We start from the raw sequence: 12,739 nt of genomic DNA, 5'->3' as shown, positions 1-12,739 counted from the left end.
TGGCTCCCCTGACTGGACTTGAACCAGTGACATACGGATTAACAGTCCGCCGTTCTACCGACTGAACTACAGGGGAATTGTTTACAACTTATCTTACTGCTTGTTCTAACTCATTTTTATCATGTGCTTAAAGTGGCTCCCCTGACTGGACTTGAACCAGTGACATACGGATTAACAGTCCGCCGTTCTACCGACTGAACTACAGGGGAATCGTTTCACACAATCGTAGCGACTCGTTGAGAACGGAGCGCATAGTAAAACGCTCTGTTGGATGAGTCAACTCGAGTTACTAAAAAAAGTGTAATTATGCTGTTAAGTGCTCATCTAATGTGCATCGTGGTGCAGAATTCGACATTTTTCGTGAAAAACCACTTAACAATTCGCAATATAGCCATAATTGAGTCCATCGTTTTTAAGCGGTGATTCTATGAAATTGAAATCATTCGCTAAATAATCGACACTGTTTTTGGTACTTGGTCGAGTACTTAAGACTCAAACCGCTCAAAAAGGATCTCAGGTGGGGTAATGTGAATTTACTCAGTTCTTTATACCGATAGAAAACGTGGGTTATCTTTTCGCCGTTAAAGTCTGTTTTTCTGTTTTAACAAGTTTGCTGTTGTTGATGGAGGTGTTAATTGAGGCTTTATCGAATTAGCGTGAGCTGTTTTTCAAATGAAGTGATGCACTTCACTATAAGTTGTGGCACCAGATGCGCGACTACAGCTCGCGTTAATTACATGTAACCAGTCAAATGGATTGACAATAAGTGAGAACAGCCGAGATTAGTTGAAACTAGGCGGGAGGCCTTGGTGTACAAGAGTTGTACGAGTGGTGAGTTAAGTCGGAAGTGATTCACTAGGATTGATAAAAACAAAGCTGGCGCCAAAATGGTTCGCCAGCTTTGAAAAAGAATCACAGCTCATCAAGATTGATAAACTCGGAACTTTTAAAGATTTAATCGAGGTTTTTACCCATCCAAACGACTTTGCCAATAATTTGCAGCATTGGCAGTTCGCCTGCAGAGACAATCTGAGATTTATACTCCTTGTTGTCACTGAGTATCTCTATGCCGCCATCAAACAGTTTCTGTAAGCGCTTGGCGTAAAGATCGTCGCCCAGGCGTAATACGAAGATACAGCCGTCTTCTAGCGTCGTTTTGCTGATATCAACCAGTAGGCTATCCCCGCTGTGTATGGCGGGCTCCATCGAATTGCCTTTGGCATAGACGACTTTGAGATTCTCGGGCTTTAAACTACGATATTTAAGCCAGTTTTTTCTAAACGGCAGCCGTCTGCGTACACCTGTTTCATCATTAAACGCACCATGCCCAGTGCTTACCACCACGTCATAGCCTTCAATCAAGAAATACTCTTCATTGAATTGGTCTTGGTGGACGTAAACAACACCTTCCTGGGAAATTTCATCGCGTTGGCGATTCGGGTATTTAGGGCCATTGCCAGTTGCAAGCCAACGAATGCTCACGCCAGCCTCTTCTGCTATACGTATTGCCGTATCTAACTTAGGTTCTCCACCTTTGATTAGATTACGTAGGGTGCCTTCAGATACGCCAATTTTAATGGCGAACTCTCTAATACTGTTTTTCCCAATTGCTTCCGAAATACGGTCAGCAAGAGTGCCGACTTCAGTTGTGGAAGTCGGATCTAAAGTTGGATCTGAATGTAAGGCTTCCGACTTCATTATTTTCCTCGAACCAAAATCTATTTAACGCTCAAGAGAGCAATAGTTATTACTTAAAAACTACCGAATTAGTAATGGTTTACTGAATATGCAACCGAAACTACATCAATCTTTTGCGCACTAAAATAACTTTATTGCGTAATTTTCTGCGCAAAAAAGCAAAAAGCTGTTGATTTGTGCCTAACTCGGATCTATATTCGCAATACGTTACGCAGTGCGTAACGTATTGTAGTTAAACTGCGTTCGTTCGCAATGCGAACGTAATCAAAATATTAGCACGGTAATTCTTATGAAGATAGAAAGCGCTCGTCATATACATGCAGCCTTGCTCGCAAATGGACAAAGCTGCCGTGCGTGGGCGATTACGCATGGATATAACCCAAGGACGGTTCAGAAGTGCGTTCAATGGTTTGCACCCAATACAGGTCGTAAACCTAAACGCTTAAAAGCCATCAAGATCATGGCTGCTTTATCTGAATACCTTGGTGTTGATTTAGTGGGAGAGCACCATGACTAAGGAATGGTTTAGCACTGTAGAAATTGCAGAGCTATTGGATGTCGGGGATAGACGCGTCCGTGATAGGGCAAAACATGAAAACTGGCAAAAGCAAAGGCGACAAGGGCTAGGTGGTGGATTTGAATATCACCTAAATAGTTTACCCCTTGAGGCTCGTCAGAAGCTGGCAAAACAGGAAGCGGAGAAGATAGCAAAATCTCCAACGTCCTTGATGCGTGCGGGATCTGCTGTTGCCAAACTGCAAATGCCTGCAGTGAGTCAAACAGAAAAAGCCAAGAGCATTCAGCAGTTTATAAACCTACCTGATAAAGCGCAAAAGCGGGCTGATGCAAAGATGCTGATCGTCAATGCTAAGGCTAAATTTTGCATGCCTTACCTTGAGGTTCGCAAGCTCGTTGATGGTGAAAAAGCATTCTGCAAAGCATATGCCCAGCGTTCGATTGCACTACCGGACTGGGTATTCTCAATTATTAGCAGCGTTTCTATTGTAACGATCCGCCGTTGGGAAAAGATTTTAGCAAAAGATGGCGTTAGCGCACTCGCTGGTAAATATAAAGTTGAGCGTCCTTGTCTACTGAATGACGAGCCCGACTTAGCTGACTTCCTAAAAGGGCTGATCACTGCTAAACCGCATCTGGCAGGCAAGGCAAAGCAGCTTAAAAAGCTAGCCGAGATCTATGCGATAAAAACCGACATGCCTTGGCAGATCCCAAGCATCTCCAGCATTCGCCGCTGGGTGAATAAATGGATAAGCCAGAATCAAGCGGCTTTTACATTCACCACAAACCCTAAAAAATTCAACGATAAATACCGCACTGCGGTTGAGCAAACCTATCCATGGATGGCTGCGCCAAACGATGTATGGGAATTTGACTCAACCCCAGTCGATGCCATGTTGAAAGAAGGGCGACACACCATTATTGCGGTGATCGACTGCTTCACACGTCGCGTCAAACTGCTTGTTTCGCCCACTTCATCAAGCGAAGGCATTTGCCTTTTAATGCGTAAAACCTTGCTGGCTTGGGGAGTTCCAAACCAAGGCGGCTTAATGCGTACCGATAACGGCAGCGATTATGTCAGCCAGCGAACCACGAGCATCTATCACTTACTCGACTTAGAACAAAGCCGAGCTAACCCATACTCAGGTTGGGAAAAGCCCTTTATCGAACGTTTCTTTAAGACGCTCAGCCATGATCTTATTGAGTTACTGCCTGGCTACATTGGCCATAACGTCAATGATCGCGAGGCTATCGAGGCTCGGAAAGAATTTGCGGTACGCCTTAAAGAGCGCAACAAGAAAGAGAACGAAAAGGCTGATTACGATCTCCGTATGACGCAACCGGAATTACAGCAACTGCTTGATAATTGGGTTGATGCCTATTATCACCTCCGCGCACACGATGGCTTAAAGGGTAAAACACCCAATGAAGTCTATCGCGCAGCTCAATATCAAGTGCGGGCAGTCGAACATCCTGAAGCCTTAGATCTCCTGCTTAACCACGTTGGCGAGTACACCATCCTTAAAGGCTTTATTAAAGCTGGAGGATTGCGTTATACGGCTCCTGAAATGTTGGATCATGAGTGGAAAGGGCAACGAGTCCGTGTATTTCTCGATCCAACAGACGTCGCTCGTGCGTTTATTTACCCGATCAATAATTGGGAAACACGAATTGAAGCGGTTGATAGCCGTCTTTTAGGTCAAGAGATCAGCCCTGCGGCTTATCGTCAAACCAAAAAAGAAGAAGCCAAGTCACTGCGTAGTTTCAGGGCCGAAATGAAGCAACTCGCTAAAACGTTCAACATAGGCGAGATCCATCAAACCGTCATTGAACACTATGCCAAGCAGGCTAAGTCACTAGTCGAGTTTCCAACCCAGCCAATAGCCCACCAAAACCCCAGTTTAATGGCATTAACTGAGGCTGCAGAGCAGCTCGTTAAAACCAATAAGCCTGCTTATAGCGACCAACAAATTGAGCATTTACGCCAGAAGCGTAAAGCGATTGAAGAACGTAAAAACACCATTAATCAACAGCATGCAACCTTAGTGCGTAATGAGCACGAAAAGGCACGTTTGCTTGCCGCTGAATCTCTCAACCGTGAATTAACGCCAAAGGAGGATGCATTCCTAAAGGATTACAAAAAGCACAACAAGTTAGGGGCAAAACGCATTGATGAAATCATGGGCCATAAGCGCAGAGCGACCAACTGAGCACTTATGACCCACAACGGCCATGAAGGCCATAAAACTAAAGCAAATGGAGTATACAAAATGAAAGCAGTGATCGCACCTGTAAAAAATGTTCTGACAGCCCAAGACGCCTTCGACAACCTTTGTACCCGAGGCATAGGTGTACCAGGTCTCGGTTTGTACCACGGCCCAAGTGGCTTTGGTAAAACAACTGCAACCACTTATCTGTTTAACCAAGTGAACGGTATCTATGTTCGAGCCATGGCCACAGACAGTGCCAGTACGCTAATGAACCGTATTGTGGGCGAACTCGGATCGAGCGGCATGTGGCGCATTAATAAGATGGTCGATTTCACTATCGAGCAAATGAGCATGTACGAACGCCCGCTGTTTATCGATGAAGCCGACTACCTCATGTCGGACGTTCGTATGCTTGAAACGGTGCGCGATCTCTACGACAACACAGAAGTCCCTGTGATCCTCATTGGTATGGACCAAATCGCCCGCCGTATCAGCACACGCAAACAGTTCTTCAACCGTATTTCAGAGTGGGTTGAGTTTCGACCAGCCGACTTAGATGACGTCATGGTGATGGCAGATTCCCTCTTAGACAACGATATCAAAGTCGAACCAGAACTCCTTGATGAACTGCGTAAAGCCAGCAGTGGTGAGGCTCGTCGCATTGTCATTGGGCTTAATCAAATCGAACGTCTCGCCAAAATGAACGAACTTGATTACGTCACAGCAGAACACTGGGGGGCACAGCCATTCCATGGTGTTCGACGTCCAAGCCTTGTGGGTTAAGCGTTATGGCACAAGTCAAACGCTCAACCCCGTTAAGGCACAGCGCATGGTTGTTTATGTGCTGTTGTCGCAATCGAAAAGTCAGCTTTAGTGCTGAACAAGTTGCCGATGCATCGGGAATGCCCAAGTGCCTCGCAAATCGCTTTTTACGTGATTTGTATCGAGAAGGGCGCTTAACACTCGAATGGAAAGGGCGTACAGGGCTGACCAACCGCTACTGGTTAAACGATGACAGCCCGTTAAAGCGCCAGTCTCAGTTCGCCAAGATTAAAGCGAATCAGCGGATCTGGAACAGCTGCCGCATCATGCGCAATTTCTCGATTGAAGAAATCATGGTCACAGCTAGGGTGGCGCGCTCAACGGTAAAGCGTTACCTCAATGCCCTACAACGGGCAGGCTTGATCCGCATCAGAGCTATCGAAGAGGAAATGATCATTTATCACCTCAACGTTGACTGTGGCGCTTTAGCACCAGAGCTAATCGATGACGGTATTTATGCACCAACCAAATCGAAGTTTTATCCCTATAGGGAGGCGCTATGAACAAGGACAATTGGTTCCAAGTGCTTGAGTTAAAAGTAAGTGAGAGCAGCCAAGCGCAGATTGCCAGAGAGCTAGGTGTCAGTCCGACCATGCTTAATCAGGTCCTGCTGAACAAATACAAAGGCAATATCGACACCATTAAAAATCGTGTCGAAGGGCGCTACTTACGTCACCACGTACAGTGCCCCGTTGCAGGACAAATCAGCGTTGATACCTGCAAAGACAATCAAGAACGGCCTTTTAGCTCTACCAACCCACAACGCGTCCGGCTCTATCGCGCCTGTCGCGGTGGCTGCCCACATTCGCAGTTAAAGCAGTCGGCAGTAACACAGAGGATCGATGTGCAATCGGCGACAGACAGTCGTTACAACGTAGAGGAACAGCTCGCGTTTTGTCGCCGACTCGCCCAGGGCGATCAACTACAGCATATCGAACTACTCGAAAGAGAATTGCAAAAGGTGGCTAACCGCCTAAATAGCGCCCTTTGGGATAACAAATGGAAAGGTAAATAACATGCAAACAAAAGCTATCAATGTGATTGCCGCCTTAAGGCTTCGTGGGATGAAGGTCGTTAGCCAGCATCGCGGTGTTATCCAAATTGACGTTCCAAGCCGTGATTTTAAACGCATGGCAGTTGAGATTATCGAGAACATAAAAGGCATTCGTCGCCGTTGTATGGCGGTGCAATTTCATGGCGTAACCGTACGCTGGAATGAGGACAAATAAGATGAACACACAAGAACAAACCCACAACCAAACCGCTATTCCGCAGGGCTACCGCAAAAACGCGGTAGGCGATTTGGTACATGAAGACCGTATTAAGGCAGTGGACAAACTGCGCGATGAAGTGGTGCTAGCTATTGTCGGTTCTGCCAAGGAACTGCGTGAACAGATGCTTAATTTCAAACTGATGACGATGGCGCAAATTGATGGCTTTGCCGAACTATCAGCCAGTGAATATGGCGTTAAGGTTGGTGGTAGTAAGGGCAATATTTTACTTACTAGCTTTGATGGCAAGTACCAAGTACGCCGTGCTGTAGGTGAACACCGCGTATTTGATGAACGCATTCAAACCGCTAAAACCTTGATTGATGATTGCATTAAAAGCTGGAGCGGTGGCGCGGATACCCGCCTGATGGCCATGGTTGAACATGCGTTTCGGGTAAACCAACAAGGTCGTATCGACGTTAACCAAGTACTCAGCCTGCGCCAGCTGGATATCGACGATGCCAACTGGAAACGGGCCATGGACGCCATAGCCGACGCGATTCAAATCACAGGTACTAGCCAGTACCTGCGTTTATATGAGCGTCAACCCAACGGCAAATACACCCAACTACCAATGGATATCAGCACCCTTTAGGGTGGGCAAGGAGCACATCATGACACTCAGCACACAATCGGGCATTCAACACCTATTCGATGACAACCAAGCCGCACTCGATCGGGTGGCGTTTCAATTACGCCAAGCGACCTTACTTGAAGCCAGCTTTGACAATATGCGCAGCGAACTCAGTGGCCTAGCCGCTGAAAGGCCGCATTACTGTTTGATGATGTGCGCTGCGCTGCTCAATGCGCTCAAGGAGTTAAGCCAAGAGTTTGCAGGCGAACGCCGCGCTGTGATCGGTTTCTTTATGGAAAAGTCACTCAACAACTTAGGGCTACTAGCAACAGCGGGTTAGAGCCCAAGACCCAGCGAAACACTGGCGGCCTAGGTCGCTAGTGTCTATCCAGCGTAGTGGCTGGGTACTGATGAGCAGCTAACAAAAAGAGCAAAGATGAATGACACCCTATGCTAAACGCTTACTCAAATATGCCATTGCGAACTGCCCAGTTAGGCCCGTTCGTAAGGGGAAAACTAAGGCAGAACTGCTCGCCGATCGTGAGCTTTGGGCTGTTAACTTTTTAAATGCAGCAACACCGAATTGGCAGCAGCTTAAGAGTCAGCCTAAAGCCATCAAGATAGTATCCAGTGCGACAACCGATGAGGATGACGAATGTTAGAAACTAATCAAAAAGCCCCTGTGCATGGTAATTCGCAGGCGCACCCAGTCGCTCAACACAAGAAGCGCCTTATCACTTTAATCAATGTGGCTAAGGGATCATTGCAGCTCGATGAAGCCATCTACCGCGCCATGCTGAAAAATGCCACGGGTAAAGATTCCCTGCGGGCAATGAACTTGCCCGAGCTTGAACAGGCGTTAGAAGTGTTTAAACAAAAGGGCTTTAAACCCACGTTAAACACCCATAAAAAGCGCCGTTTAAGTCCTGCTGCGGGTAAAAGTAAATTGGCCAGCATAGATAAAATACGTGCCATTTGGATCACCATGGGCCACCACTTAGTGATCCAAGATAACAGCGAGTCGGCACTCGATGCCTATGTGCGCCGTATGACGCTACGTAGTAAAAGTGAAGGCGTGGATGCCACCGCTTGGATTACAGAACAGCAAGCCTACAAAGTATTAGAAAGCCTGAAAAACTGGCACAAGCGGGTGTTGATTGAGCGCATTACCGTCCGTGGTGAGCGGCTAAAGATGAATGAAGCAGGTACACGCCCCGCAAACTATGAAGTGATCGTCGCGCAATACGAGGGGCATGGCCATGAGTAAGCACATCCTAAACGCGGTTAGCATTCCCGAAAACCAGTTGGATTTATTGTCCACCAGCGCCGCCGAGCTGGAACAAGCCCTCAAAACCTTAGCCACGCTTAAGCCTGATGAGCGTGAGGACTTCATTCGTCGCTGGCCCTCAACCCTGCAAAGCTTGTGTGATGTGATGCGCCAAACCCTAAAACAATACGATATTGATAACGCGGATAATGTCAGCGAAGCCTTAGCCACTAGCCTAAGCGCCTACCTAGGCGGGCGCGATATCTACATCCCCAATGGCGAACGCCTCAAGGATGCGCTGCGGGATATCCGCATTTGGCGCGAGTTTAAGGGCAATAACCTAGAGCAGTTGAGCCGTGACTATGGACTCACCGAGCGCCGGATCAGTCAGATAGTGGCAGAGCAAAGGGCGGCTTTTGTTGCTAGGAAGCAAAGGCGGTTGTTTTGATAGTTGAAAAATATTCTTTTAGAGGGTAGTTTTTAATCACTTGTTCTAACAAGTCAGTTTATCTTAGATAAGGATATCTTTATGAGAAGTAAAGAATATATGGAAGGCTTTAAAGCCAATTCATATAGTGAAAACCCCTATGATACCAATACACATGAGTTCGATGAGTTTGAACGTGGAAGAACACAACGTATCAAGCGTACTGGGGCAGGTGCTTTTCCGTTAAGTTATTTTGATGATGTTTTAGAGCCAAGCGAGTTTGATAATGTTAAGCGCCTCGTAATGCCCGAAATCACCACGAATTATCGTTATAAAAATATAAAAAGAAAGTAGCAGTATTAAATAGCATCAATCTCAGGGACAACATTTTAAAGGATTAAGAATGAAAAAGATTGCGCTGGTTCTCATAGGCTTTGCTTTCGCATATCTATTTTTCCCGATTAAGGTTACTGGTTCTCTTTATGTTGTAACTCAAGGTGCTGATGTCATTCCCATTCCTAACACTCTAATCAAGGTCTACTCCCTTAAAGAATTTCGAGAAGCGCTCTATCAAAAGCAACATTTTGCCAATCAACAATGTATGGGCTTACCTGATAAATCTGAGGTTGAATTGGCGTACCTGAGCGGCGGCCCAAACCGAGAAAGCGCCAAAGCTAACTACGAACTGATCGTCTCGTGCGAGACCATAACCCTAATCAAAGAGATCCAAATACCACTAGTTGAAACCATTCAAACCAATAAGGACGGTGAGTTTAGTTTGAGTCGTTCACGCTTGGATGATCTGGTATTAGTGGCAGAGAGTAAGCGCAAAGTGGGGACCGAAACCGAGGAATATCTGTGGTTGCGGATGATCCCAAAAGAGGGGCTGCTGTCGCAAAAGCTTGAGATAAACAATGGTAATTTGGTGAACATTAGTGATATCAGAAATATTCAACTTTAGTTTAAAAATAATTATGAATAAATATAAGGTAAAACATGAAGATAATTGCGCCAGAGTTACAAATAAACGATGATACTGGGTTTGACCCTGCCATAGATATTTTTAAACGCTCCGAGTTTGGAGGACGATTAGCTAATTTAATTGAAAACGCTGGAGGTAACCCCGTAATTGCTTTGGACGCTGGTTGGGGACAGGGAAAAAGTACCTTTATAAAAATGTGGAGGGGTTATCTCTCTGCTAAGCGTGATAGCAAAATAAAAACAATTTATTTCGATGCCTTTGAAAATGATTATCAAAAAGACCCATTTTTGGCTTTGGCATCGGAAATGTACCAACTGATCTCACAAGGAGATGAGCCTAGGAAGATTGAATTTAAAGATAAAGCGATAAAAGCGGGAAAATCACTCCTGAGGGGAGGATTAAAATTATCCGTAAGAGCTGCTACTGCAGGTTTAGTCGATGGAGGTGTTTTTGATGCTGTCGAGAAAGAGGTATCAAATCTAGTCGCGGATCAAGTTGATGAGCTTGTTAAGGATAGATTTGAACATGCGCATAAAGATAAGTTGGCACTGAAGGAGTTTAAGAGTTATTTGGAAAGGTTTGCAGAAGAGCAAGGCAATGGTAACCCCTTAGTATTCATCATTGATGAGTTAGACCGTTGTAGACCTGACTTTGCTCTTGAATTACTTGAACAGGTTAAGCATCTGTTTTCAGTTAAAGGAATTACCTTTTTACTTGTCACCAATAGAGTGCAGTTAGAGCAGTCTATCATGGCTAAATATGGGGATAACGATCCTGTTAACTACCTGCACAAATTTATCAATGTATGGTTAACTCTGCCTAGAGCTGCAGAAGAATATAATGATAATGGTTATCAATATTTAAACTATGCCATTAAAAAAATGTCAGGGGATAGTAGAAAAACTAGCCTCAGAGAGTGCGAGGGGGTGTTAGTTGACATAGTCCAATATTATCAACCATCCTTTAGAGAAATCGAGAGAATTCTTTCTTATTTTTCATTGTTGTACAATATGTTAGAACGTGGTCAGTATAATAGTGACTATCAATATTTAATGGCTATGGCCTGTTACCTTAAAGTATGCAAACCTATTGCGCTTAGGTATGAAAATAATAATTTAAATTATGAGCGGATAGCTGAAGTAGCAAAGTTTGATGACATTGTAAAAACTGGAAAATATTCCAAATTAGAGTATATAACGAACCTAATTAAATTTGACTTTGGCGATGAGGACCTAAGGACAAAAATGATTGAGGCACTTTTAATACCTAAAGATCCTTTCAACAGAATTATCCCAAATCGTCTGTTGTTGATAAACCAGTGGCTAACAAACATGTCAGTATAGCCACTAATCCCGAAACCTTTCCAATCCGCTCCATCCCCTTAAGCCGAGACAATGAACCCATGTTCACTGTCTCGGTTTTTTTATGGCCTTTGTCACCCACAATACTTCTCGTAAATGCCAGAGTCGCAGCGGCGTTAACAGTATGCCGATTGCGAATGCGCAGCCCAAACGCATACAAAACCGAGTCTATCGCCAGTGCGCCAAAGACGGTTTTAATGCCCGTATCAAGGCGGAGTTATCAGGCAATGTACCTACCGTCGTGCCTTTGTATAGCAACAGTCTCACCCGTCAAAGCTACTTTGAACAAGGCTGGCATGCCGTCACTCACCTCCATGTTTTAAAAGCCCGCGAGCAACGCAAGGCACAAGCTATGGCGGTGCATAATGAACAGTAAACTCAAGGCGATTTTACTGGCCGCTGGCTTAAGTTCGGCAGCAATCACTGGCGCACAGCTTACCGATAAATGGGAAGGCAATAGCCTGAGCGTCTATATCGATGCGGTTGGCGTGCTGACAGCCTGTCGTGGCCATACGAGCAAAGACTTGAGGCTTGGGCAAACCTTTACCGAGCAGCAATGCATGGAGATTTTTGCCAAGGATATCGCCAAGGAAGATAAGCAGTTGCTCAGCCTCACCGCGCCTGTAACGCTCACCCACAGCGAGCACGCCGCCTATTTATCGTTTTTGCACTGGGCGGGATACGGCAACTTTGCCAGCTCAACCTTGCGTAAAAAGCTGTTAGCTGGCGACAGAGTGGGCGCGTGCAAAGAGCTGACCCAAGCCTGCTCAACTAATAAGCAAACGGGCGAACGCATCTGCAATGGCTGGACGTATGGCACTGACGTATTCGGTAACAAGGTGCGTCTGAATGGGCTGATTAAACGCCGCGCTGAAGAGCAAGCGCTATGCCTTAAACAGCTGGGCTTAAGCGAACGGGGCCTCTCGCAATCAAAGGGGGCGCGCAATGAATCCATCACAAATCATTAGCACTGTGCAGTGGCTATTTTTGTCACTGGCATTAGTCACCATTGGGCTGATGTACCACCAACAGCAGAGCACTAAGAGCCAGCTCACCCAAGCGTTAACTGACAATGCTGCCCTAAAACAGAGTGCAGACACTCTAGCGGTATGGCTACAAGACGCCAACGTTGAACGCATTGCCCTAAAAGACGAAGGCGAAACCCTCGCCCTACAGGTGCAAACCGTTGAGCAGCAAAAGGCCGCGTTAGCCAACCGCAATCAAGATCTTAACCATCAACTCACCCAGTTACTTGAGGACGCCCAGGATGAACAAACACAAACATGGCGTGTGGCTAGTGTGCCTAACGATGTTGTGCGCGTGTTCGACAACGCCGCCTGCTGTGCGTTACGTGCCCATTTACAAGACCCAATATGTGTTGCCGCCCGAAGTACTGATGCGCGAGTGCAACGTCACTCAGGTTCCACTACAGGTATTGCAGTGCCTGCAAACCCAACAGGTGGTGTGCCTTCGCAACCCTCCGCTCAGTAATCAAGAGTTTGCGGGGCTAATGCTCTCGCTACTCACTGACCTTGGGCAATGCAACCTCGACTGGCAAGCCCTGCACGATTGGCGCCAACGCCATCAAACAGACCAAACAAAATAAGCCAA

At 46.0% G+C, this 12,739-nt stretch carries 18 protein-coding genes, 2 tRNA genes and 1 other RNA gene; 18 read left to right on the top strand and 3 right to left on the bottom strand.

Annotation, left to right across the window (positions count from 1 at the left end; translation table 11 throughout):
* The 3 genes from GWI56_RS16415 to GWI56_RS16405 form a co-directional block, all read right to left on the bottom strand.
* A tRNA-Asn gene (locus tag GWI56_RS16415) sits at positions 1 to 76 on the bottom strand.
* A gap of 57 nt (positions 77 to 133) precedes the next feature.
* Positions 134 to 209, bottom strand: a tRNA-Asn gene (locus tag GWI56_RS16410).
* A gap of 745 nt (positions 210 to 954) precedes the next feature.
* Positions 955 to 1,698: a helix-turn-helix transcriptional regulator gene (locus tag GWI56_RS16405; protein WP_198573511.1), complete on the bottom strand. Its 744-nt coding sequence runs from the start codon at positions 1,696 to 1,698 to the stop codon at positions 955 to 957.
* A 289-nt stretch (positions 1,699 to 1,987) separates the two neighbouring features.
* Here GWI56_RS16405 and GWI56_RS16400 point away from each other — a divergent pair, with 289 nt between their 5' ends.
* The 18 genes from GWI56_RS16400 (at position 1,988) to GWI56_RS16315 (ending at position 12,619) form a co-directional block, all read left to right on the top strand.
* Positions 1,988 to 2,215: a hypothetical protein gene (locus GWI56_RS16400; protein WP_041411143.1), complete on the top strand. Its 228-nt coding sequence runs from the start codon at positions 1,988 to 1,990 to the stop codon at positions 2,213 to 2,215.
* On the top strand, positions 2,208 to 4,424 hold the full coding sequence (locus tag GWI56_RS16395; RefSeq protein WP_198573510.1) for a DNA-binding protein: 2,217 nt from the start codon (positions 2,208 to 2,210) through the stop codon (positions 4,422 to 4,424). Before GWI56_RS16400 ends, GWI56_RS16395 begins: the two co-directional genes overlap by 8 nt.
* A gap of 60 nt (positions 4,425 to 4,484) precedes the next feature.
* Positions 4,485 to 5,207, top strand: coding sequence for an AAA family ATPase (locus GWI56_RS16390; RefSeq protein WP_012089134.1), 723 nt, complete (start codon positions 4,485 to 4,487; stop codon positions 5,205 to 5,207).
* Positions 5,208 to 5,212: 5 nt separating this feature from the next.
* Positions 5,213 to 5,749 (top strand): hypothetical protein, encoded by a 537-nt coding sequence (locus tag GWI56_RS16385; RefSeq protein WP_076500566.1) that lies wholly within the window; start codon positions 5,213 to 5,215, stop codon positions 5,747 to 5,749.
* Positions 5,746 to 6,261, top strand: coding sequence for a hypothetical protein (locus GWI56_RS16380; RefSeq protein WP_131524989.1), 516 nt, complete (start codon positions 5,746 to 5,748; stop codon positions 6,259 to 6,261). Before GWI56_RS16385 ends, GWI56_RS16380 begins: the two co-directional genes overlap by 4 nt.
* A 1-nt stretch (position 6,262) precedes the next feature.
* On the top strand, positions 6,263 to 6,475 hold the full coding sequence (locus tag GWI56_RS16375; RefSeq protein ID WP_063884365.1) for a hypothetical protein: 213 nt from the start codon (positions 6,263 to 6,265) through the stop codon (positions 6,473 to 6,475).
* Between the two features lies 1 nt (position 6,476).
* Positions 6,477 to 7,112 (top strand): DUF3164 family protein, encoded by a 636-nt coding sequence (locus tag GWI56_RS16370; RefSeq protein WP_198573509.1) that lies wholly within the window; start codon positions 6,477 to 6,479, stop codon positions 7,110 to 7,112.
* A 19-nt stretch (positions 7,113 to 7,131) separates the two neighbouring features.
* Positions 7,132 to 7,431, top strand: a complete 300-nt coding sequence (locus tag GWI56_RS16365) for a hypothetical protein (RefSeq protein ID WP_198573508.1) — start codon at positions 7,132 to 7,134, stop codon at positions 7,429 to 7,431.
* An 11-nt stretch (positions 7,432 to 7,442) separates the two neighbouring features.
* Positions 7,443 to 7,515, top strand: an RNA gene (locus GWI56_RS16360) — hammerhead ribozyme type II.
* A 16-nt stretch (positions 7,516 to 7,531) separates the two neighbouring features.
* The gene (locus tag GWI56_RS16355; protein WP_131524992.1) at positions 7,532 to 7,753 is read left to right on the top strand and encodes a hypothetical protein; all 222 of its coding nucleotides are present in this window, start codon (positions 7,532 to 7,534) and stop codon (positions 7,751 to 7,753) included.
* Complete coding sequence (locus GWI56_RS16350; RefSeq protein WP_198573507.1) at positions 7,747 to 8,358, top strand: regulatory protein GemA; 612 nt, start codon at positions 7,747 to 7,749, stop codon at positions 8,356 to 8,358. The genes GWI56_RS16355 and GWI56_RS16350 overlap by 7 nt, the downstream gene beginning before the upstream one ends.
* The gene (locus GWI56_RS16345; protein ID WP_198573506.1) at positions 8,351 to 8,806 is read left to right on the top strand and encodes a Mor transcription activator family protein; all 456 of its coding nucleotides are present in this window, start codon (positions 8,351 to 8,353) and stop codon (positions 8,804 to 8,806) included. Before GWI56_RS16350 ends, GWI56_RS16345 begins: the two co-directional genes overlap by 8 nt.
* Positions 8,807 to 8,887: 81 nt before the next feature.
* Complete coding sequence (locus tag GWI56_RS16340) at positions 8,888 to 9,139, top strand: hypothetical protein (protein ID WP_198573505.1); 252 nt, start codon at positions 8,888 to 8,890, stop codon at positions 9,137 to 9,139.
* Positions 9,140 to 9,188: 49 nt separating this feature from the next.
* Positions 9,189 to 9,746 carry a hypothetical protein gene (locus GWI56_RS16335; RefSeq protein WP_198573504.1) on the top strand — a complete coding sequence of 186 codons (558 nt, stop codon included), beginning with the start codon at positions 9,189 to 9,191 and terminating at the stop codon, positions 9,744 to 9,746.
* 35 nt (positions 9,747 to 9,781) lie between these two features.
* Positions 9,782 to 11,110, top strand: coding sequence for a P-loop NTPase fold protein (locus GWI56_RS16330; protein WP_198573503.1), 1,329 nt, complete (start codon positions 9,782 to 9,784; stop codon positions 11,108 to 11,110).
* Positions 11,111 to 11,192: 82 nt separating this feature from the next.
* Positions 11,193 to 11,504 carry a hypothetical protein gene (locus GWI56_RS16325; protein WP_198573502.1) on the top strand — a complete coding sequence of 104 codons (312 nt, stop codon included), beginning with the start codon at positions 11,193 to 11,195 and terminating at the stop codon, positions 11,502 to 11,504.
* Positions 11,494 to 12,096 (top strand): lysozyme, encoded by a 603-nt coding sequence (locus GWI56_RS16320; RefSeq protein ID WP_198573501.1) that lies wholly within the window; start codon positions 11,494 to 11,496, stop codon positions 12,094 to 12,096. The genes GWI56_RS16325 and GWI56_RS16320 overlap by 11 nt, the downstream gene beginning before the upstream one ends.
* Positions 12,074 to 12,619: a hypothetical protein gene (locus tag GWI56_RS16315; protein WP_198573500.1), complete on the top strand. Its 546-nt coding sequence runs from the start codon at positions 12,074 to 12,076 to the stop codon at positions 12,617 to 12,619. The genes GWI56_RS16320 and GWI56_RS16315 overlap by 23 nt, the downstream gene beginning before the upstream one ends.
* Positions 12,620 to 12,739: the final 120 nt, after the last annotated feature.

The sequence above is a fragment of the Shewanella sp. DW31 genome, assembly GCF_015767295.1.
GTDB lineage: Bacteria > Pseudomonadota > Gammaproteobacteria > Enterobacterales > Shewanellaceae > Shewanella > Shewanella oncorhynchi.
This window is presented reverse-complemented; position numbering and strand designations above follow the sequence as displayed.

Bases quoted from the DNA above. Each gene is read 5' to 3' on its own strand.
- GWI56_RS16405 (WP_198573511.1), bottom strand. From the start codon at position 1,698: ATGAAGTCGGAAGCCTTACATTCAGATCCAACTTTAGATCCGACTTCC.
- GWI56_RS16400 (WP_041411143.1), top strand. From the start codon at position 1,988: ATGAAGATAGAAAGCGCTCGTCATATACATGCAGCCTTGCTCGCAAAT.
- GWI56_RS16395 (WP_198573510.1), top strand. From the start codon at position 2,208: ATGACTAAGGAATGGTTTAGCACTGTAGAAATTGCAGAGCTATTGGAT.
- GWI56_RS16390 (WP_012089134.1), top strand. From the start codon at position 4,485: ATGAAAGCAGTGATCGCACCTGTAAAAAATGTTCTGACAGCCCAAGAC.
- GWI56_RS16385 (WP_076500566.1), top strand. From the start codon at position 5,213: ATGGCACAAGTCAAACGCTCAACCCCGTTAAGGCACAGCGCATGGTTG.
- GWI56_RS16380 (WP_131524989.1), top strand. From the start codon at position 5,746: ATGAACAAGGACAATTGGTTCCAAGTGCTTGAGTTAAAAGTAAGTGAG.
- GWI56_RS16375 (WP_063884365.1), top strand. From the start codon at position 6,263: ATGCAAACAAAAGCTATCAATGTGATTGCCGCCTTAAGGCTTCGTGGG.
- GWI56_RS16370 (WP_198573509.1), top strand. From the start codon at position 6,477: ATGAACACACAAGAACAAACCCACAACCAAACCGCTATTCCGCAGGGC.
- GWI56_RS16365 (WP_198573508.1), top strand. From the start codon at position 7,132: ATGACACTCAGCACACAATCGGGCATTCAACACCTATTCGATGACAAC.
- GWI56_RS16355 (WP_131524992.1), top strand. From the start codon at position 7,532: ATGACACCCTATGCTAAACGCTTACTCAAATATGCCATTGCGAACTGC.
- GWI56_RS16350 (WP_198573507.1), top strand. From the start codon at position 7,747: ATGTTAGAAACTAATCAAAAAGCCCCTGTGCATGGTAATTCGCAGGCG.
- GWI56_RS16345 (WP_198573506.1), top strand. From the start codon at position 8,351: ATGAGTAAGCACATCCTAAACGCGGTTAGCATTCCCGAAAACCAGTTG.
- GWI56_RS16340 (WP_198573505.1), top strand. From the start codon at position 8,888: ATGAGAAGTAAAGAATATATGGAAGGCTTTAAAGCCAATTCATATAGT.
- GWI56_RS16335 (WP_198573504.1), top strand. From the start codon at position 9,189: ATGAAAAAGATTGCGCTGGTTCTCATAGGCTTTGCTTTCGCATATCTA.
- GWI56_RS16330 (WP_198573503.1), top strand. From the start codon at position 9,782: ATGAAGATAATTGCGCCAGAGTTACAAATAAACGATGATACTGGGTTT.
- GWI56_RS16325 (WP_198573502.1), top strand. From the start codon at position 11,193: ATGGCCTTTGTCACCCACAATACTTCTCGTAAATGCCAGAGTCGCAGC.
- GWI56_RS16320 (WP_198573501.1), top strand. From the start codon at position 11,494: ATGAACAGTAAACTCAAGGCGATTTTACTGGCCGCTGGCTTAAGTTCG.
- GWI56_RS16315 (WP_198573500.1), top strand. From the start codon at position 12,074: ATGAATCCATCACAAATCATTAGCACTGTGCAGTGGCTATTTTTGTCA.